Raw genomic sequence first — 18,408 nt, 5'->3', positions numbered from 1 at the left:
CACCAAGGAGAGAACCCAAAGTGGCCGAGCTGTTCTACGACGCTGACGCCGACCTGTCCATCATCCAGGGCCGCAAGGTCGCGGTCATCGGCTACGGCAGCCAGGGCCACGCCCACGCGCTGTCGCTGCGTGACTCCGGTGTCGACGTCCGTGTCGGTCTGCACGAGGGCTCCAAGTCCAAGGCCAAGGCCGAGGAGCAGGGCCTGCGCGTGGTGACGCCGTCGGAGGCCGCCGCCGAGGCCGACGTCATCATGATCCTGGTGCCGGACCCGATCCAGGCCCAGGTCTACGAGGAGTCCATCGCCCCGAACCTGAAGGACGGCGACGCGCTGTTCTTCGGCCACGGCTTCAACATCCGCTTCGGCTTCATCAAGCCCCCGGCCGGCGTGGACGTCTGCATGGTCGCCCCGAAGGGCCCGGGCCACCTGGTGCGCCGTCAGTACGAGGAGGGCCGCGGCGTTCCGTGCATCGCCGCCGTCGAGCAGGACGCCTCCGGCAACGCCTTCGCGCTCGCCCTGTCCTACGCCAAGGGCATCGGCGGCACCCGCGCCGGCGTCATCAAGACGACCTTCACCGAGGAGACCGAGACCGACCTGTTCGGTGAGCAGGCCGTCCTCTGCGGTGGTACGGCCGCGCTGGTCAAGGCGGGCTTCGAGACCCTGACCGAGGCCGGCTACCAGCCGGAGATCGCCTACTTCGAGTGCCTGCACGAGCTGAAGCTGATCGTGGACCTCATGTACGAGGGCGGCCTGGAGAAGATGCGCTGGTCCATCTCCGAGACCGCCGAGTGGGGCGACTACGTCACCGGCCCGCGCATCATCACCGACGCCACCAAGGCCGAGATGAAGAAGGTCCTCGCCGAGATCCAGGACGGCTCCTTCGCCCAGCAGTGGATGGACGAGTACCACGGCGGCCTGAAGAAGTACAACGAGTACAAGCAGCAGGACTCCGAGCACCTGCTGGAGACCACGGGCAAGCAGCTGCGCAAGCTGATGAGCTGGGTGAACGAGGAGGCGTAAGCCTCACGTCAGGGGGCCGGGGCATGCTGCTCCGGCCCCGTTGTCCATCCGTCTGTCGACCTGTTGTCCACCCCGTCCAGCCCCGGACGGGTGATCCTTCCGTGGAGGCGCAAGACGCCCTGCGCCACGCCACTACACTGCTGCACACAACACGCGTCAGGCCCACAGCGTCGTGCGTCTTCCGCGGCTAGCCCCCCTCCTCCGCCTGCGGCCGTCGGGACGGCCGTCCGCATGCTCTGGACTTGTGAGGACCTCACGTGAGCTCGAAACCCGTCGTACTCATCGCTGAAGAGCTGTCGCCCGCGACCGTGGACGCACTCGGCCCGGACTTCGAGATCCGGCACGCCAACGGAGCCGACCGAGCCGAACTGCTCCCCGCCATCGCCGACGTCGACGCGATCCTGATCCGCTCCGCGACCAAGGTCGACGCCGAGGCCATCGCCGCCGCGAAGAAGCTCAAGGTCGTCGCCCGCGCCGGCGTCGGCCTGGACAACGTCGACGTCTCCGCCGCCACCAAGGCCGGCGTGATGGTCGTCAACGCTCCGACCTCCAACATCGTGACCGCCGCCGAACTGGCCTGCGGTCTGATCCTCGCCTCCGCCCGCAACATCCCGCAGGCCAACGCCGCGCTGAAGAACGGCGAGTGGAAGCGCAGCAAGTACACGGGCGTCGAGCTGGCCGAGAAGACCCTCGGTGTCGTCGGCCTCGGCCGCATCGGCGCCCTGGTAGCCCAGCGCATGTCCGCCTTCGGCATGAAGGTCGTCGCCTACGACCCCTACGTCCAGCCCGCGCGGGCCGCGCAGATGGGCGTCAAGGTGCTGTCCCTGGACGAGCTGCTGGAGGTCTCCGACTTCATCACCGTCCACCTGCCCAAGACCCCCGAGACCCTCGGCCTCATCGGCGACGAGGCGCTGCGCAGGGTCAAGCCGAGCGTGCGCATCGTCAACGCCGCGCGCGGCGGCATCGTGGACGAGGCGGCGCTGTACTCGGCGCTGAAGGAGGGCCGGGTCGCCGGCGCCGGCCTCGACGTGTACGCCAAGGAGCCGTGCACCGACTCCCCGCTGTTCGAGCTGGACCAGGTCGTCTGCACCCCGCACCTCGGCGCCTCCACCGACGAGGCCCAGGAGAAGGCGGGCATCGCGGTCGCCAGGTCCGTCCGCCTCGCCCTCGCCGGTGAGCTGGTCCCGGACGCGGTCAACGTCCAGGGCGGTGTCATCGCCGAGGACGTCAAGCCGGGCCTGCCGCTCGCCGAGCGCCTCGGCCGTATCTTCACCGCGCTCGCCGGCGAGGTCGCGCACCGCCTCGACGTCGAGGTCTACGGCGAGATCACCCAGCACGACGTGAAGGTGCTGGAGCTGTCCGCGCTCAAGGGCGTCTTCGAGGACGTCGTCGACGAGACGGTGAGTTACGTCAACGCGCCGCTGTTCGCGCAGGAGCGTGGCGTCGAGGTCCGGCTGACGACCAGCTCCGAGTCGGCCGAGCACCGCAACGTGGTCACCGTGCGCGGCACGCTCGCGGACGGCGAGGAGGTGTCGGTCTCCGGCACGCTGGCCGGCCCGAAGCACGTCCAGAAGATCGTCGCGGTCGGTGACTACGACGTCGACCTCGCCCTCGCCGACCACATGGTCGTCCTGCGCTACGAGGACCGTCCCGGTGTCGTCGGCACCGTCGGCCGGATCCTCGGCGAGGCCGGCATCAACATCGCCGGCATGCAGGTTGCTCGCGCGGCGGTGGGCGGCGAGGCGTTGGCCGTGCTCACGGTCGATGACACGGTGGCCGCCGGTGTGCTGGCCGAGGTCGCGTCGGAGATCGGTGCTGTGTCGGCTCGGTCGGTGAACCTGGTCTGATTCTCTCCCGGCCCTCCACCCCGACTCGGTCGGCCGGAGGGCCGGAGTCGTCCTCAAACGCCGGACGGGCTGAGGTTTGCTCAGCCCGTCCGGCGTTGTGCGGTGCCCTACTTCTCGTTCCTGACCTCGATCCTCCGCAGGCTCACAGCCGCCCCCACCGCCGCCAGCGCCAGCAGCACCGCCCCGGCGATCGCCGCGCCCTGCATCCCGGTGGTGAACGCCTCGCGGGCCGTGCCGAGGAGGGACTCGCCGGCCCGGCCGGGCAGGTGCGCGGCCGTGGCGAGGGCGTCGCCCAGGGTCTCGCGGGCCCGGGCCGGGGCGGTGGCCGGCATCTCGTGGCGGTAGACCGCCGTACCGATCGAGCCGAGGACCGCCATGCCGAGCGCGCCGCCGAACTCGGCGCTGGTCTCCAGCAGGGAGGAGGCCGTTCCCGCACGCTCCACCGGGGCACTGCTCATGGCCAGGTCGGTCAGCTGGGACATGATCGCGACGACGCCGCAGGCCAGGACACCGGACCCGGCCAGCGCCAGCCACAGCGAGTCGGTGCCGACGAGGGCGAGCATCGCGTAACCGGCCGCCATGGCGGCGAAGCCGCCCGCGACCACGTACCCCCGGTTGACGCCCCGCTGCACGAGCTGCGCGGTGACCGGCCCGGCGAGCCCGATGAACACCGAGGGCAGCAGGCTCCACAGGGCCGCCGACAGCGGGCTGAAGCCGAGGACCGACTGCAGGTACTGCGTGGTGAAGATGGCCGAGCCCATCATGCCGAGGCTGCCGAGGAGGTTCAGGACCAGCGCCGGGGCGAAGCCGTGGCCCTTGAGCAGGGCCGGCGGGATCAGCGGCGAGTCGCTGCTGCGCTGACGGTGGACGAAGAGCGCCGCGAAGAGCAGGCCGACGGCGACGGAGGCGACGTACAGCGGGTGCCAGCCCTCGGAGGGGATCTCCTTCAGGCCGTAGATCACGGGGAGCACGGCGGCCATCGACAGCGGGACGCTCACCCAGTCGAAACGCCCGGGGTTCGGATCCCTGGACTCCGGCAGCAGCACCGGACCGATGAGCAACAGCAGCGCCATCGCGGGCAGGTTGACCAGGAAGACCGAGCCCCACCAGAAGTGCTCGACCAGGATGCCGCTCATCACGGAGCCGAGCGCGATGCCGCCGGTCATGACGCCGGACCACAGCCCGATCGCCTTGGTGCGCTGAGCGGGGTCGGTGAACATCGTGCGCAGCAGCGCCATCGTGGACGGCATCAGGGTCGCGCCGCCGACGCCGAGGATCGCGCGGGCCGCTATCAGGGTGTCGGCGCTGTTCGCGTAGGCCGCGAGGAGCGAGGCGCCGCCGAAGGCCGCGGCTCCCATGAGGAGCAGCCTGCGGCGGCCGATGCGGTCGCCGAGGGAGCCCATCGTCATCAGCAGGCCGGCCAGGACGAAGCCGTAGACGTCGAAGATCCACAGCTGTTGGGTGCCGCTCGGGTGCAGGTCCGCGCTGATCGCGGGGGTCGCGAAGTACAGGACCGAGACGTCCATCGAGACCAGCAGCAGCGGCAGCATCAGCACGCCGAGAGCGGTCCATTCGCGCCGTCCCGCACGGGTGGCCGGGGTTGTGGTGGTGCTCGTCGCGTTCGTCATGCCAGTGACTGTACGGGCGTCTTAAACGCTTGTCTAGAACGAATGTATAAGTCACTTGTCTAGGACGCTCGTATGGATCGGCGGTAAGGTGGGGCCATGGGACACCGTGAGGATCTGCTCGAAGGCGCCAAGCGCTGCCTGCTGGAGAAGGGGTTCCTGCGTACGACCGCGCGGGACATCGTCAAGGAGTCGGGGACCAACCTGGCGTCGATCGGCTACCACTACGGGTCGAAGGACGAGCTGCTGGTGCAGGCGTACATCTCGCTGATCGAGGGCGTGGGGGAGGGGTTCGACCCGGCGTACGGCGGCGAGTTGAGCCAGCCGCCGGGTTCGCTGGAGCGCTTCCGGGAGGTCTGGGCGACGATCATCCGCACGGTTCCCGAGTCGCGGGCGGTCTGGCTCCTCAGCTTCGAGCTGATGTTCCAGGGCGACGACCGGATCACGGAGGTGCGCAAGCTGCTGGCCGAGGCGCAGAAGGAGGGGCGCTCGGGGCTCGTGGCGATGTTCAGCGGCATCCCGGAAGCCGACCTCGACGAGGAAGCCGCCGAAACCGAGGGCCGCTTCTACATGACTCTCCTCAACGGCCTCATGGTCCAGTGGCTCTTCGACCCGGACTCGGCCACCAGCGCGGAGCAGTTGACGGAGGGCCTGCGGCGGGTCATCGCGGCGCGCGGGGGCACGGAGACGGATGCGGCCGCGGGCGCTCGATGAGGCACTGAGCGGCACCTCGTCGGCCCGGGTCTGCGCCACCCGGTCGCGCCCTGCCGGAATGCCCGTGCGGGATCCGGCACTTCACAGCCGCGCCCGTTTCAGTGCCATGTGCAGCAGCAGGCGGTCCTCGCCGTCGTCCAGGTCCAGGCCGGTCAGTTGCTCGACGCGGGAGAGGCGGTAGTAGAGGGTCTGCCGGTGGATGCCCAGTTCGGCGGCGGTACGGCCGGCCTGGCCGGCGCAGTCGAGGTAGACCTCGGCGGTGCGGGCCAGTTCCCGGTGGGCGGGGGAGAGGAGGGGGCCGACCACGGGGTCGTGCGCGGCCTGCGGCGGCAGCGCGGTCAGCAGCCGGTACGGCCCGATGCGCGCCCACTGGGCGACCGGCCCGAACCGCGGCTCGGCCAGCGCGGCGCGCGTGGCGGCGGCGGCCTCCTGCCAGACCGTGCCCAACTCGGCGAGGCCGGTGCGGGGATCACCGACCCCGGCGGCGCATCCGGCACCCCCGGCACTCCCCGCACCCCCGGCACTCCCCGCACCCCCGGCACTCCCCGCGCCCCCGGCGACCCGGGCCGCTCCGGAGGTCCCCGCCGCAGCCGCCCGAGCCCCAGCCCCGCGCCCCCCGCCCCCCATCGTGCCCTGAACCCCCTCGGCCTCCTTGAGCAGTCGCGTGGCCGCTGCCAGGGCCGGCGTGGTCACCTCCGGCGTCCGCAGCCGGACCAGCAGGGCGAGGCTCTGTTCCGAGGGGCCCCAGGGCAGCGTGCACAGGGCGGTGGCGTGGGGGATCGTGCGGGCGGCGGGGGCGTCTTCGGGGTCGGCCGAGGGCCAGGGGGCGACGCAGACGAGGGTGAGCGGGCCGTCGGCGCGGGGGCCGAGGGCGGTGCGCAGTTCCGCCACCGCCATGTCCTGCTGCCAGCCGGGCTCGGCGGTGAGCACCGCCCGCAGCTCCCGGCTCAGCCCCGCCCCGGCCTCCGCCTCGTCCGCGAGCAGCGCGCCGATCCGGCCGGCCACCTCCATCGCGGCGGCCAGCTGTGCGTCCGTCGGCCCGGGGTCGCTGTCCAGCAGCCAGACGTAGCCGAGGGCGACGCCCCGATGGCGTACGGGCAGGCAGATCCGGCCGCGGTACACCCCGGCCTCCGGGGTCGGCGGGATCCGCACCGGTCCGGTCGCACGGGTGATGCCGAAGCCCTCGAACCACGCCCGGACCGTGGCCGTGGAGCGCCGGGTCAGGATCGAGCGGGTGCGCACCGGGTCCAGCGCGGAGGGATCCAGCTCGTCGTCGCTGTCGTAGGCGCCGAAGGCGATCAGCTCGAAGTCGCGGTTCTCCAGGGTCGCCGGGGCGCCCAGCAGCTCCGAGATCTCGTCCACCAGCTCCTGGTAGTCGCCCTTGAAGGCCTGGAAGCCTTTGAAATCCGCCGCCACTCGGGCATTCTCCCTCATTTTCCGGCGGCCTTCATACACCTGTCTGAGATCCTGTGCACGGATGCGTGACAGCTGTCGATGGCCCACGATCGGAGAGATCCTTAGGTTTCACGGTGGTTCTCCGTGCCGTACCCGAATCGTCGGGTGACGGCCGAATTGGTGCTTGTCTGTGGAGGTGCCCCGTGCTGGGTCCCGTGATTCTCGCCGCGTCGCGCAGCGACCGGATGCGACGCCTGATCTCGGCGGCCCCGGTGACCAAGCAGGTCGTCGACCGCTTCATCCCGGGCGAGACCGTCGACGACATCGTGCCGATCATCAAGGACCTGACGGCCAAGGGCCTGGAGCTGACGATGGACGTCGTCGGCGAGGACATCACCACCCCCGAGCAGGCCTCCGCCGCCCGGGACGCGTATCTGCTGCTGATCGACCACCTCAAGGAGCTGGAGCTCGGCGAGCGGGTCGAGATGTCGGTGAAGCTGTCCATGTTCGGGCAGGCGCTCGAAGGCGGGCACGAGCTGGCGCTCGCCAACGTCCGCCCGGTCGTGGCGGCCGCCGCCGCCATCGGCACGACCGTCACCCTCGACGCCGAGGACCACACCACCCTCGACTCGATGTTCGCCATCCACGACGAGCTGCGGAAGGACTTCCCGCAGACCGGCTGCGTCATCCAGGCCTACCTGTTCCGCACCGAGGCCGACGCCCGCCGCCTCGCCGCGAACGGCAGCCGCGTCCGCCTGGTGAAGGGCGCCTACAAGGAGCCCGCCGAGGTCGCCTACCAGCAGAAGCACGAGATCGACAAGGCGTACGTCCGTGTCCTGAGGATCCTGATGGAGGGCGAGGGGTACCCGATGATCGGGTCCCACGACCCGCGCCTGATCGCCATCGCCCAGGAGCTGGCCCACAAGGCCGGCCGCAAGCTCGACGAGTACGAGTTCCAGATGCTGTACGGCATCCGTGGCGACGAGCACCTGCGACTGGCCGCCGAGGGCCACCGCATGCGCGTCTACACCGCCTACGGCACCGACTGGTACGGCTACTTCATGCGCCGTCTCGCGGAGAAACCCGCCAACCTGCGGTTCTTCCTTCGCTCGATGGTCAGCAAGGGCTGAGCCCCCCAACCGCCCCAACACCCGCTCACGTACAAGGAGTTCGGATCTCATGGACGCTGTGACCCAGGTCCCCACCCCCGTCAACGAGCCGGTGCACGGCTACGCCCCCGGCTCGCCCGAGCGCGCCCGGCTGGAGGCCAAGCTCAAGGAGCTGGCCGAGAACCCGATCGACCTGCCGATGACCATCGGCGGCGAGAAGCGGATGGGCGGCGGCGAGCCGTTCCAGGTGGTCCAGCCGCACAACCACAAGGCCGTCATCGGCACCCTGCGCAACGCCACCCAGCAGGACGCGAAGGACGCCATCGACGCCGCCCTGGCCGCCGCCCCGGCCTGGCGCGCGATGTCCTTCGACGACCGCGCCGCGATCATCCTGCGCGCCGCCGAACTGCTGGCCGGCCCCTGGCGCGAGACGATCGCCGCCTCCACCATGCTGGGCCAGTCGAAGACCGCCCAGCAGGCCGAGATCGACACACCGTGCGAGCTGGTCGACTTCTGGCGCTTCAACGTCCACTACGCGCGCCAGATCCTCGCCGAGCAGCCCCCGGCGAACTCCCCGGGCGTGTGGAACCGCCTCGACCACCGTCCGCTGGAGGGCTTCGTCTACGCGATCACGCCCTTCAACTTCAGCGCCATCGCGGGCAACCTGCCGACGGCCCCCGCGCTCATGGGCAACGTCGTCGTCTGGAAGCCGTCCCCGACGCAGACCCACGCGGCCGTGCTGCTGATGCAGCTCCTGGAGGAGGCCGGCCTGCCCAAGGGCGTCATCAACCTCGTCACCGGTGACGGCATCGAGGTCTCCAAGGTCGCCCTGGTCCATCGCGACCTGGCCGGCATCCACTTCACGGGTTCGACCAAGACCTTCCAGTACCTGTGGAAGACGGTCGGCAACAACATCGAGAAGTACCGTTCGTACCCGCGTCTGGTCGGCGAGACCGGCGGCAAGGACTTCCTGGTCGCCCACCCGAGCGCCGACCGCGCGGTGCTGAAGACCGCCCTGACCCGCGGTGCCTTCGAGTACCAGGGCCAGAAGTGCTCGGCCACCTCCCGCGCCTACATCCCGGCCTCCATCTGGAACTCGGGCTTCCGGGAGGAGTTCGCGGCCGAGGTCGACTACCTCACCATGGGTGACGTCACCGACCTGTCGAACTTCATCGGCGCCGTGATCGACGACCGTGCCTTCGCCAAGAACAAGGCCGCGATCGACCGCGCGAAGTCCGACCCGACCTGCGAGATCGTCGCGGGCGGCAGCTACGACGACTCGGTCGGCTACTTCGTCCGTCCGACGGTCGTCGTCTCCACCGACCCGGAGAACGAGATCTTCCGCACGGAGTACTTCGGCCCGTTCCTCGGCGTCTACGTCTACGAGGACGACCAGTACGACGAGATGCTGACCCAGATGGAGTCGGTGTCGGACTACGCCCTCACGGGCTCGGTCATCGCGGGCGACCGCGCGGCGGCGGCGTACACGATGGAGAAGCTGCGCTACGCGGCCGGCAACTTCTACATCAACGACAAGTCGACCGGCGCCGTCGTCGGCCAGCAGCCCTTCGGCGGCGGCCGCTCCTCCGGCACCAACGACAAGGCCGGCGCCCCGCAGAACCTGCTGCGCTGGACCCTGACCCGCGCCATCAAGGAGACCCTGGTCCCGCCGACCGACTACTCCTACCCGCACATGGGCTGACCCCCGGCCCCCTGAGCACGGGCCGGGAAGCCTGACACCGAGCAGGCTTCCCGGCCCGTTTCCACTGTGCTGCCCGACGGGACGTCAATCCGTCGCGCGGACCAGGATCTTGCCCGTGTTCCCGCCGCGCAGCATCAGCAGGAACGCCTCCACGATCCGCCCGAACCCGTCGATCACCGTCTCGTCCGCCGCCAGCGCCCCGCTGCGCAGATGCGGTACGGCGAAGTCGTACAGCTCTTCCTGCGCGTCCCGGTGGTCCTTCACCAGAAAGCCCTCGATCCGCAGGATCTTCTCCACCACGTCGGCGTGGTCGAAGAGGACGGGCGGGGCAGTGGGGGTGTTGTACTGGCTGATCGTGCCGACCCGTACCACCCGGCCCCGCTCGCGCAGCGCGCCGATCGCCGCGCCGAGCTGCTCGCCGCCGACGTTGTCCACGAAGACGTCGATGCCGGTGGGGGCGGCGTGGGCCAGCAGGTCGGCGGCCGGGGCCGCGCGGTAGTCGAAGGCGGTGTCGTAGCCGGCCCGTTCCGTCAGGTACTTCACCTTCTCCGCGGTGCCCGCGCTGCCGATCACCCGGCCCGCGCCGAGCAGCCGGGCGAACCGGCCGGCCGCCGTGCCGACCCCGCCCGCGGCGCCGGAGACGAACACGTCCTCACCCTCGCGCAGCCGGGCGATCCGGGTCAGGGCGACGTACGCCGTCAGGCCGGTGCCGCCCAGCACGCTCAGGTACGCCGACAGCGGCACGCCCGGGTGGTGCGGGAGCCGCCGGACCTCCTCGGGGCGCACCACGGCGTGCGTGCGCCAGCCCCGACGGTGGAAGACGATCTCGCCCTCGGGCAGCTCCGGGGTGCGGGAGGCGGTGACCCGGCCCAGGGTGCGGCCCTCCAGCGGGGCGTTCAGCTCGAAGTCGCCGTCCATCATTTCGCGGTGGTACGGGTCCACGGACCACAGCAGGTTCTCCACCAGGGCGGTGCCGGGCGCCGGCTGCGGTACCGGTGACTCGGCGAAGCGGAAGTGTCCGGCGGTGGGGAAGCCGGTGGGACGGGCGGTCTGCTGGACGGTGAGCGCGATCTCGGTCATGAGCAGGACCGTAGGGAGGGTCGGCCGGGGTGGGCAGACGGTACGGTTCATGGAAACCGGCGATCCATGAAACGCCCTCATACACGCAGGCGGGAGCCCCGAGTGACAGCAGTCGACCTTGCCCCGCAGGAGCTGAGGATCCTGGTTGCCGTGGCCGAGGAGGGCGCCTTCTCCGCCGCGGCCGCCCGGCTCGGGGCCACCCAGTCGGCCGTCTCGCACGCCGTGCGCGGCATCGAACGCAAGCTGGGCGTCGTGCTCTTCGAGCGGGGGCGGTTCGGTGCCCGGCCGACGCCCGCGGGGGACCGGGCGGCGGCGCACGCGCGGCGGGTGCTGCGCATGCTCCGGGCGCTGGCCGCCGACGCCCGTGCGGCGGACACCGGCGAGCTCTGCGGGCCGCTGCGGATCGCCGCCTTCCGCAGCGCCGCGCTGCGTCTGCTGCCGCCCGCCCTGGAGCGGCTCGCCGCCCGGCACCCCGGCGTCGAGGTGACCGTCACGGTCGGACGGGAACTGGGCGCCGGCACCGCGGGCGAGGTCGCCGCCGGGCGGGCCGACCTCGGGATCGCCACCCTGAGCGGGCCGCCGCCGGACGGGCTGGTCGGCGGGGAGCTGCTGCGGGAGCCGTACTCCCTGGTGCATCCGGCCGGCCACCCGGATCCGCGCACGCTGCCGCTGGTCGACTGGGCCGAGAACTGCGGCTCCTACACCCGTGCCTGGTGGGCCGCCCAGGACTGGATCCCGGCGGCGACCGTCAGCGCCGAGGACGACGGGGCGGTGCTGTCGATGGTGGGCAGCGGGCTCGGCATGGCGATCATGCCCGCGCTCTCCCTCGCCGGGGCGCCGCCCGCCGTCGAGATCACCGACCTCGGACCGGAACGGCCGTACCGCTGCGTCGGTTACGTCACCACCCCGGAACTCGCCGCCACCGCCGCCGTACGGGCCCTGATCCGGACCCTGCGGTCACTCGACGGCACGTCACCCGAAGGCACGAAAGCCCAGCTCAGGGCGGTGTGACGCGGTGCACTGTCTCAGATAGTAGGAAGTCCGAGTAATTGTGGAGACAGAAGCGGGCCGCTCCCTTAGTTTTGTAGGAGCCGAACGTCTCGCTCGATCAAGCGAATGGCGGTCGTGAGCCGGGCCCGGTGCAGGCAACCCCTGCGGCCCTTCGGCTCCCCGCCCCATCCGGCGTCTCGTAACCCCTCATTGCCGTGCTCCGTGTTTGCCGAAGGAGTCGATTCCCATGGCCGAGACGACCGTCCGCCGCCGAGTCCGCCACGTGTCCCCCGCGAGCGAGTCCGACCGCAAGAACGCCGCCGCCGCCCTCCAGCGTGCCCTCGACCGCCGCGACAACGGCGGCGAGACCGGCCACTGAGCCCGCGTCGGACCCCGCCCCGGTCGTCCATATGGCGGACGGGCCGTGTCATCACCTGGGACGAGGAGTAGGGTGCCCGCATGTCTCGCAGCATCGATCTCGCAGTGATCCCCGGGGACGGCATCGGACAGGAAGTCGTGTCCGAGGGTCTCAAGGTCCTCTCCGCCGTCCTGCCGCAGGATGTGAAGCTGGAGACCAAGGAGTACGACTTCGGCGCCAAGCGCTACCACGCCACCGGTGAGACCCTCACCGACGCCGATCTCGACGCGCTGAAGCAGCACGACGCCATCCTGCTCGGCGCCATCGGCGATCCGTCGGTGCCGTCCGGCGTGCTGGAGCGCGGCTTCCTGCTCAAGCTCCGCTTCGCCTTCGACCACCACGTCAACCTGCGCCCGTCGAAGCTCCTCCCCGGTGTCGCCACCCCGCTCGCCGGCCAGCCGGAGATCGACTTCGTCGTCGTCCGCGAGGGCACCGAGGGTCCGTACACCGGCAACGGCGGCACCATCCGCAAGGGCACCGAGCACGAGGTCGCCACCGAGGTCTCCGTCAACACGGCCTTCGGTGTCGAGCGTGTGGTCCGCGACGCCTTCGCCCGCGCCCAGGCCCGCCCGCGCAAGAAGCTCACCCTCGTCCACAAGAACAACGTGCTGACCTTCGCCGGTCACCTGTGGACGAACGTCTTCAACAGGGTGGCCCAGGAGTTCCCCGAGGTCACCACCGACTACATCCACGTCGACGCGGCGACCATCTACCTGGTCACCGACCCCGGCCGGTTCGACGTGATCGTCACCGACAACCTCTTCGGCGACATCATCACCGACCTCGCCGCGGCCGTCTCCGGCGGCATCGGCGTGGCCGCGAGCGGGAACATCAACCCCTCCCGCGAGTTCCCCTCGATGTTCGAGCCGGTCCACGGATCCGCGCCCGACATCGCCGGGCAGGGCAAGGCCGACCCCACCGCCACCGTTCTGTCCGTCGCCCTGCTGCTGCGCCACCTCGGCTACGACAGCGAGGCCGACCGCATCGACGCGGCGGTCGCCGCGGACCTCACCGAGCGCGCCGCGCTGGGTGCCCGCAGCACCTCGCAGATCGGCGACGCGCTCGCCACCCGAGTAGCCGGCTGACCCGGCGCTCCCGCACGAGAAGCCGCCGGGTCGGACGACCACCCGGCGGCTTCCGCATGTCCCCGCCGGGTGCCACCATCGACCCCTGGGCCGCATTCACCCCCATTCCTTCCGCCGCGGGCCCCGCGCGATAATCGAACGCGGAGCCGCGGTATGAGGGAAAGCTCGGATGTCCTAACACTGGCAGGTCGCAGTGACGGGGCGTGAGCGCGGCCCGTCACAACAACCGGTGAAGGACACATCACTCATGACGACGCCCACGATCGAGCTCAAGCCCTCCGCCAGCCCCCTCGCCGCCGCAGAGCGCGAGGCGATCCTGGCCAACCCCGGGTTCGGCCGCCACTTCACCGACCACATGGTGACGATCAAGTGGACCGAGGGCCGCGGCTGGCACGACGCCCAGCTCGTCCCGTACGGCCCGATCTCCCTCGACCCCTCCACCCACGTCCTGCACTACGGCCAGGAGATCTTCGAGGGACTGAAGGCCTACCGCCAGCCCGACGGCTCGATCGCGCTGTTCCGCCCCGAGGCGAACGCCCGCCGCTTCCGCAACTCCGCCCGCCGCATGGCCATGGCCGAGCTGCCCGAGGAGCTGTTCATCGCCGCGCTGGACGCGCTGCTCACCCAGGACGCCGACTGGGTCCCGCCGCACGGCGGCGAGCAGTCGCTGTACCTGCGTCCGTTCATGTTCGCCACCGAGGCCGCGCTCGGTGTGCACCCGGCGAACGAGTACCTGTTCATGCTCATCGCCTCGCCCTCCGGCGCGTACTTCGCCGGTGGCGTCAAGCCGGTCACCATCTGGGTCTCCGAGGACCACGTCCGTGCGGTCCCCGGCGGCACCGGCGACGCCAAGACCGGCGGCAACTACGCCGCCTCGCTGCTGCCGCAGGCCGAGGCCGCCGCGCACGGCTGCGACCAGGTCGTCTACCTCGACGCGGTCACCCGCACCAAGGTCGAGGAGAGCGGCAGCATGAACGTCGCCTTCGTGTACGGCGACCGGATCGTCACCCCCGCCCTGACCGGCTCGATCCTGGAGGGCATCACCCGCGACTCCCTGCTCCAGGTCGCCCGCGACCTCGGCTACACCGCCGAGGAAGGCGTGGTCACCCTCGAGCAGTGGCGCAAGGACGCCGCCTCGGGTGCGCTCACCGAGGTCTTCGCCTGCGGCACCGCCGCCGTGGTCACGCCCATCGGCCACGTCAAGACCAGGACGGACGCCTGGACCCACGGCGACGGCACCCCCGGCGAGGTCACCCTCCGCCTGCGCGAGGCCCTGCTCGGCATCCAGCGCGGTGTGACGGACGACAAGCACGGCTGGATGCACAAGATCGGCTGAGCCTTTCGGCCGGCGGTGCCCGACGACCCAGGTCCGGTTCGGCACCGCCGGTCACCGCCGTACGGAGCAGCGGTAGGGTGACTGCCTAGACCCGGCTCTCCGCGCCGACCGGTTCCTGCTCGGTCGCCGCCCGGGCCGAGGCCGTCCGGGGTGTGAGCGCCAGGTAGATCAGGCCGCCGACCGTGCCGGACAGCAGGAAGCTGCAGTCCACGCCGCCGGTCAGGCGCAGCAGCGGGCCCTGGTACGACGGCAGGGACACCGCCAGCAGACCGACGCCGGCGCCCAGCGCCCAGGAGACGGTCGCCCGTACGTTCCAGCCCGCGCGGTACCAGTAGATCCCGCCCCGCGAACGGCGGTTGAAGACCTGCAGGGCGTCGGCGTCGTACACACCGCGACAGCGGGCGAAGCCGATGAGGGTGATCACGGCCCACGGGGTGCCGATGGCGGTGAGAAGGAGGACGAAGGACGTCATCGCGGACTGGGCGTTCCAGGCGTAGTGGCCCACGAACACGCAGGCCGTGGCCACGATCGCGACCGTGTAGGTGGCGCGGGCGCGGGACGCCCTGGGCAGGATCGCGTCCAGGTCCAGGCCCATGGAGTACAGCATCAGACCGGCGTTGCCGACCGAGCCGGCCGAGGCGGACAACAGCAGCGGGACCAGGTACCAGGTGGGGGAGGCCTGCACCAGCGGACCGGCGTAGTCGAGGGCCGCGTGGGCGCCGTACGCCGTGAACGTGCCGAACAGCTGCGGCACCAGCAGGCCGAGGACCAGGCCGACCCAAGTGGCCTGCAGGACACGGCGGTTGGAGTTCCGGGCGGGCGAGATGTACCGGGTGTAGTCGCCGAGCAGGGTGATGAAGGCGATGGGACCGGACAGGCCCGCGGCCACGGCCGACAGGAACCAGGTCGGCCAGAACGAGCCGAGCAGATAGCCGCCCGTCTGGGGCATGGCCGCGGTGGAGAAGTGCGGGGCGTAGGCGAGGACGCCGAGCAGCAGCAGGACGGTCATGCCGATGGACAGGACCTTGGACATGTTCAGCAGCACCCGGTAGCCGTACACCGCGCCCGCGACCGTGGCACCGGCGAGCAGCGCGTAGACGACGGCGTACGACCCCCCGTCCGCGGGCAGCCCGAACATCCGGCCGAGCACGCCGATCATCACGTCGCCGCCGATCCACACCGTCAGCGCGGTGTAGCCGAGGGCGAGGAGCAGACCGACGACCGAGCCGACCAGCCGGCCCCGGACGCCGAACTGGGCGCCCGAGGAGGTGGAGAGGTTGGTCGCGGTGCGCAGGGAGATGAGGGCCAGCGGTGCCGTCACCGCCGTACCGACGACCGTGCCCGCCACGATCGAGCTGACCGACGCCCACCAGCCGAGCCCGAAGGACGGGGGCAGCCAGCCGAAGATGATCACTCCGAGGCAGAGGTTGGAGCCGAGCAGGATCGAGACGAGGTCGCGCGGACCACTGGTCCGCTCCTCGTCCGGGATGGTGTCGACTCCGCGCTGTTCTATCGGCATGGCTGGTCTCCTTCGACTACCGCCGGTTCGATTTGAGCGACGTTCAATGTGACGTGAGGCCAGTCCCTCGGTCAATGCTTCCGTCTCACCAATTCTGTGTTTAGAGTGATGTTCTAAAGTATGGAAGGCAAGGAGGTGCCGCGTCGTGAGACTGACCCCCACGGAACGTGACCGGCTGCTGCTCTTCGGAGCCGCCGAGCTGGCCCGGGCCCGCCGGGCGCGCGGACTGAAGCTGAACGTGCCGGAGGCGACCGCGCTGATCGCGGACACCGTGTGCGAGGCGGCCCGGGACGGCAGGCGGCTCGCCGAGGCCGTCGAGGCGGCCCGCGCGGTGCTCGGCCCCGAGGACGTGCTGCCCGGGGTCGCCGACGTCGTCACCGAGGTGATGGTCGAGGCGGTCTTCGACGACGGCTCCCGGCTCGCGGTGGTCTCCGACCCCATCGGCGGCGGCCTCGGCGAGCAGGCACCGGGCGCGCTGCTGCCCGGACCCCAGCACGCGGACCCCGCACCGGTCGTCCGGCTGCCGGTCACCAACACCGCGACCGTGCCGGTCTCCGTCACCTCCCACTTCCACTTCTTCGAGGCCAACCCGCGCCTGGACTTCGCACGGGAGAAGGCCTACGGCATGCGCCTCGCCGTCCCCGCGGGCTCCTCGGTGCGCTTCGGGCCCGGCGAGAGCGTCGAGGTGGGACTGGTGCCCATCGGCGGCGACCGGATCGCGATCGGCTTCGCGGGACTGGTCGACGGGCCACTGGACGCGCCCGGCGCGCGGGAAGAGGCCCTGCGCAGGGCCGCCGCCTGCGGATACCTGGGAGCGACGACGGACGGAGGCGAGGAACGATGAGCCGCTCGAAGGGACGCGAGGTGAGCCGGGCGATCCACGTCGACCCGCACGCCTACGCCGCCACCCACGGTCCCCGCGCCGGCGACCGCATCCGCCTCGGCGACTCGGGGCTCACCGTCCGCGTGGAGTCCGACGCCCAGCGCTACGGCGACGAGTTCCTGGCCGGCTTCGGCAAGACCGCCCGCGACGGACTGCACCTGAAGGCCGCCGCCGTGCGCGAGACCTGTGACGTCGTCATCAGCAACGTCGTCGTGATCGACCCGGTGCAGGGGATCAGGAAGGTCTCGATCGGCATCCGGGAGGGCCGTATTCACGCCATCGGCCGCGCCGGGAACCCGGACACCCTCGACGGCGTGGACGTCGTCGTCGGCACCGGCACCTCCATCGTCTCCGGCGAGGGGCTGATCGCCACCGCCGGAGCCGTCGACACCCACGTCCACCTGCTGTCGCCGCGCATCATGGAGGCCTCGCTGGCCTCCGGCGTCACCACGATCATCGGGCAGGAGTTCGGCCCGGTCTGGGGCGTCGGCGTCAACTCGCCGTGGGCCCTGCGCCACGCCTTCAGCGCCTTCGACGCCTGGCCGGTCAACATCGGCTTCCTGGGCCGGGGTTCGTCCTCGCACAGCGCCCCTCTGGTCGAGGCGCTGGCCGAGGGCGGCGCGTCCGGCTTCAAGGTGCACGAGGACATGGGCGCCCACACCCGGGCCCTGGACACCGCCCTCAGGGTCGCCGAGGAGCACGACGTCCAGGTAGCCCTGCACAGCGACGGCCTGAACGAGTGCCTGTCGGTCGAGGACACCCTGAGGGTGCTGGAGGGCCGCACCATCCACGCCTTCCACATCGAGGGCTGCGGCGGCGGACACGTGCCCAACGTGCTGAAGATGGCCGGCGTCCCCAACGTCATCGGCTCCTCCACCAACCCCACCCTGCCCTTCGGCCGGGACGCGGTCGCCGAGCACTACGGCATGATCGTCTCCGTCCACGACCTCAAGCCCGACCTGCCCGGCGACGCCGCCATGGCCCGCGACCGCATCCGGGCCGGCACCATGGGCGCCGAGGACGTGCTGCACGACCTGGGCGCGATCGGCATCACCTCCTCCGACGCCCAGGGCATGGGCCGGGCCGGTGAGACCGTCCGCCGCACCTTCGCCATGGCCGGCAAGATGAAGGCCGAGCTGGGCCCCCTGGAGGGCGACGGCGAGGGCGACGACAACGCCCGCGTCCTGCGCTACATGGCCAAGCTGACGATCAACCCGGCCATCGCGCACGGCCTCGCGCACGAGGTCGGCTCGATCGAGGTCGGCAAGCTCGCCGACCTCGTGCTGTGGCGCCCGGAGTACTTCGGCGCCAAGCCCCAGCTCGTCCTCAAGTCCGGCTTCCCGGCGTACGGCGTGACCGGCGACCCCAACGCGGCCACCGACACCTGCGAACCCCTCGTGCTGGGCCCGCAGTTCGGCTCGTACGGCGCCACCGCCGCCGACCTCTCGGTCGCGTTCGTCGCCCGGGCGGCCGTCGACCAGGGGGGCGACACCATGCCGACGCGCCGCAGAAGGGTCGCCGTGCGCGGCACCCGGGGCATCGGCCCGGCCGACCTCCGGCTGAACGCCCGCATCGGAGCGGTCGACGTCGACCGGCGCACCGGCCTGGTCACCCTCGACGGCGATCCGCTCAGCTCCGAGCCCGCCGACTCCGTCTCCCTCAACCGTCTCTACTTCCTCTAACCAT

Annotated in this window: 15 protein-coding genes; 11 read left to right on the top strand and 4 right to left on the bottom strand. The window is 71.2% G+C overall.

Features of this window, described 5'->3' with window-relative positions:
* Window positions 1-20 precede the first annotated feature (20 nt).
* Window positions 21-1,019, top strand: coding sequence for a ketol-acid reductoisomerase (gene ilvC, locus ACFYZB_RS35745; protein WP_351212783.1), 999 nt, complete (start codon window positions 21-23; stop codon window positions 1,017-1,019).
* Between the two features lie 257 nt (window positions 1,020-1,276).
* Entirely contained in the window at window positions 1,277-2,866 is a 1,590-nt protein-coding gene (gene serA / locus ACFYZB_RS35740) for a phosphoglycerate dehydrogenase (protein WP_351212785.1), read from the top strand.
* A gap of 107 nt (window positions 2,867-2,973) precedes the next feature.
* Here serA and ACFYZB_RS35735 read toward each other — a convergent pair whose 3' ends face one another.
* Window positions 2,974-4,494 (bottom strand): MFS transporter, encoded by a 1,521-nt coding sequence (locus ACFYZB_RS35735; RefSeq protein ID WP_388765610.1) that lies wholly within the window; start codon window positions 4,492-4,494, stop codon window positions 2,974-2,976.
* Window positions 4,495-4,590: 96 nt separating this feature from the next.
* On the opposite strand from ACFYZB_RS35735, the gene ACFYZB_RS35730 reads away from it, so the two are divergent.
* Entirely contained in the window at window positions 4,591-5,205 is a 615-nt protein-coding gene (locus ACFYZB_RS35730) for a TetR/AcrR family transcriptional regulator (RefSeq protein ID WP_388765608.1), read from the top strand.
* Window positions 5,206-5,286: 81 nt separating this feature from the next.
* On the opposite strand, the gene ACFYZB_RS35725 is transcribed toward ACFYZB_RS35730, so the two are convergent.
* Window positions 5,287-6,639 carry a PucR family transcriptional regulator gene (locus ACFYZB_RS35725; protein ID WP_388765606.1) on the bottom strand — a complete coding sequence of 451 codons (1,353 nt, stop codon included), beginning with the start codon at window positions 6,637-6,639 and terminating at the stop codon, window positions 5,287-5,289.
* 164 nt (window positions 6,640-6,803) lie between these two features.
* Here ACFYZB_RS35725 and ACFYZB_RS35720 point away from each other — a divergent pair, with 164 nt between their 5' ends.
* The gene (locus ACFYZB_RS35720; protein WP_388765604.1) at window positions 6,804-7,730 is read left to right on the top strand and encodes a proline dehydrogenase family protein; all 927 of its coding nucleotides are present in this window, start codon (window positions 6,804-6,806) and stop codon (window positions 7,728-7,730) included.
* 49 nt (window positions 7,731-7,779) lie between these two features.
* A complete protein-coding gene (pruA, locus tag ACFYZB_RS35715; RefSeq protein ID WP_351212795.1) occupies window positions 7,780-9,411 on the top strand; it encodes an L-glutamate gamma-semialdehyde dehydrogenase in 1,632 nt (543 codons plus the stop codon).
* A gap of 84 nt (window positions 9,412-9,495) precedes the next feature.
* Here pruA and ACFYZB_RS35710 read toward each other — a convergent pair whose 3' ends face one another.
* Window positions 9,496-10,491, bottom strand: a complete 996-nt coding sequence (locus ACFYZB_RS35710) for a zinc-binding dehydrogenase (protein WP_388765602.1) — start codon at window positions 10,489-10,491, stop codon at window positions 9,496-9,498.
* Between the two features lie 102 nt (window positions 10,492-10,593).
* On the opposite strand from ACFYZB_RS35710, the gene ACFYZB_RS35705 reads away from it, so the two are divergent.
* From ACFYZB_RS35705 to ACFYZB_RS35690, 4 genes are all read left to right on the top strand, one after another.
* A complete protein-coding gene (locus tag ACFYZB_RS35705; protein WP_388765600.1) occupies window positions 10,594-11,502 on the top strand; it encodes a LysR family transcriptional regulator in 909 nt (302 codons plus the stop codon).
* A gap of 226 nt (window positions 11,503-11,728) precedes the next feature.
* Window positions 11,729-11,860: a hypothetical protein gene (locus tag ACFYZB_RS35700; protein WP_107304243.1), complete on the top strand. Its 132-nt coding sequence runs from the start codon at window positions 11,729-11,731 to the stop codon at window positions 11,858-11,860.
* 80 nt (window positions 11,861-11,940) lie between these two features.
* Window positions 11,941-12,984 (top strand): 3-isopropylmalate dehydrogenase, encoded by a 1,044-nt coding sequence (locus ACFYZB_RS35695; protein ID WP_388765598.1) that lies wholly within the window; start codon window positions 11,941-11,943, stop codon window positions 12,982-12,984.
* 247 nt (window positions 12,985-13,231) lie between these two features.
* On the top strand, window positions 13,232-14,320 hold the full coding sequence (locus ACFYZB_RS35690; RefSeq protein WP_388765596.1) for a branched-chain amino acid aminotransferase: 1,089 nt from the start codon (window positions 13,232-13,234) through the stop codon (window positions 14,318-14,320).
* A gap of 85 nt (window positions 14,321-14,405) precedes the next feature.
* Here ACFYZB_RS35690 and ACFYZB_RS35685 read toward each other — a convergent pair whose 3' ends face one another.
* A complete protein-coding gene (locus ACFYZB_RS35685; RefSeq protein WP_388765594.1) occupies window positions 14,406-15,839 on the bottom strand; it encodes a cytosine permease in 1,434 nt (477 codons plus the stop codon).
* 145 nt (window positions 15,840-15,984) lie between these two features.
* On the opposite strand from ACFYZB_RS35685, the gene ureA reads away from it, so the two are divergent.
* Both ureA and ACFYZB_RS35675 read left to right on the top strand, forming a co-directional pair.
* Window positions 15,985-16,683, top strand: coding sequence for an urease subunit gamma (gene ureA / locus ACFYZB_RS35680; RefSeq protein ID WP_388765592.1), 699 nt, complete (start codon window positions 15,985-15,987; stop codon window positions 16,681-16,683).
* Window positions 16,680-18,404, top strand: coding sequence for an urease subunit alpha (locus ACFYZB_RS35675; protein ID WP_388765590.1), 1,725 nt, complete (start codon window positions 16,680-16,682; stop codon window positions 18,402-18,404). The genes ureA and ACFYZB_RS35675 overlap by 4 nt, the downstream gene beginning before the upstream one ends.
* Window positions 18,405-18,408: the final 4 nt, after the last annotated feature.

The sequence above is a fragment of the Streptomyces sp. NPDC001852 genome (assembly GCF_042891825.1).
Lineage (GTDB): Bacteria > Actinomycetota > Actinomycetes > Streptomycetales > Streptomycetaceae > Streptomyces.
This window is presented reverse-complemented; position numbering and strand designations above follow the sequence as displayed.

Excerpts from the sequence above, each read along its gene's own strand:
- ACFYZB_RS35700 (WP_107304243.1), top strand. The coding sequence starts at position 11,729 with ATGGCCGAGACGACCGTCCGCCGCCGAGTCCGCCACGTGTCCCCCGCG.
- ACFYZB_RS35725 (WP_388765606.1), bottom strand. The coding sequence starts at position 6,639 with ATGAGGGAGAATGCCCGAGTGGCGGCGGATTTCAAAGGCTTCCAGGCC.
- pruA (WP_351212795.1), top strand. The coding sequence starts at position 7,780 with ATGGACGCTGTGACCCAGGTCCCCACCCCCGTCAACGAGCCGGTGCAC.
- ACFYZB_RS35695 (WP_388765598.1), top strand. The coding sequence starts at position 11,941 with ATGTCTCGCAGCATCGATCTCGCAGTGATCCCCGGGGACGGCATCGGA.
- ACFYZB_RS35685 (WP_388765594.1), bottom strand. The coding sequence starts at position 15,839 with ATGCCGATAGAACAGCGCGGAGTCGACACCATCCCGGACGAGGAGCGG.
- ACFYZB_RS35735 (WP_388765610.1), bottom strand. The coding sequence starts at position 4,494 with ATGACGAACGCGACGAGCACCACCACAACCCCGGCCACCCGTGCGGGA.
- ACFYZB_RS35730 (WP_388765608.1), top strand. The coding sequence starts at position 4,591 with ATGGGACACCGTGAGGATCTGCTCGAAGGCGCCAAGCGCTGCCTGCTG.
- ACFYZB_RS35710 (WP_388765602.1), bottom strand. The coding sequence starts at position 10,491 with ATGACCGAGATCGCGCTCACCGTCCAGCAGACCGCCCGTCCCACCGGC.
- ACFYZB_RS35690 (WP_388765596.1), top strand. The coding sequence starts at position 13,232 with ATGACGACGCCCACGATCGAGCTCAAGCCCTCCGCCAGCCCCCTCGCC.
- ACFYZB_RS35675 (WP_388765590.1), top strand. The coding sequence starts at position 16,680 with ATGAGCCGCTCGAAGGGACGCGAGGTGAGCCGGGCGATCCACGTCGAC.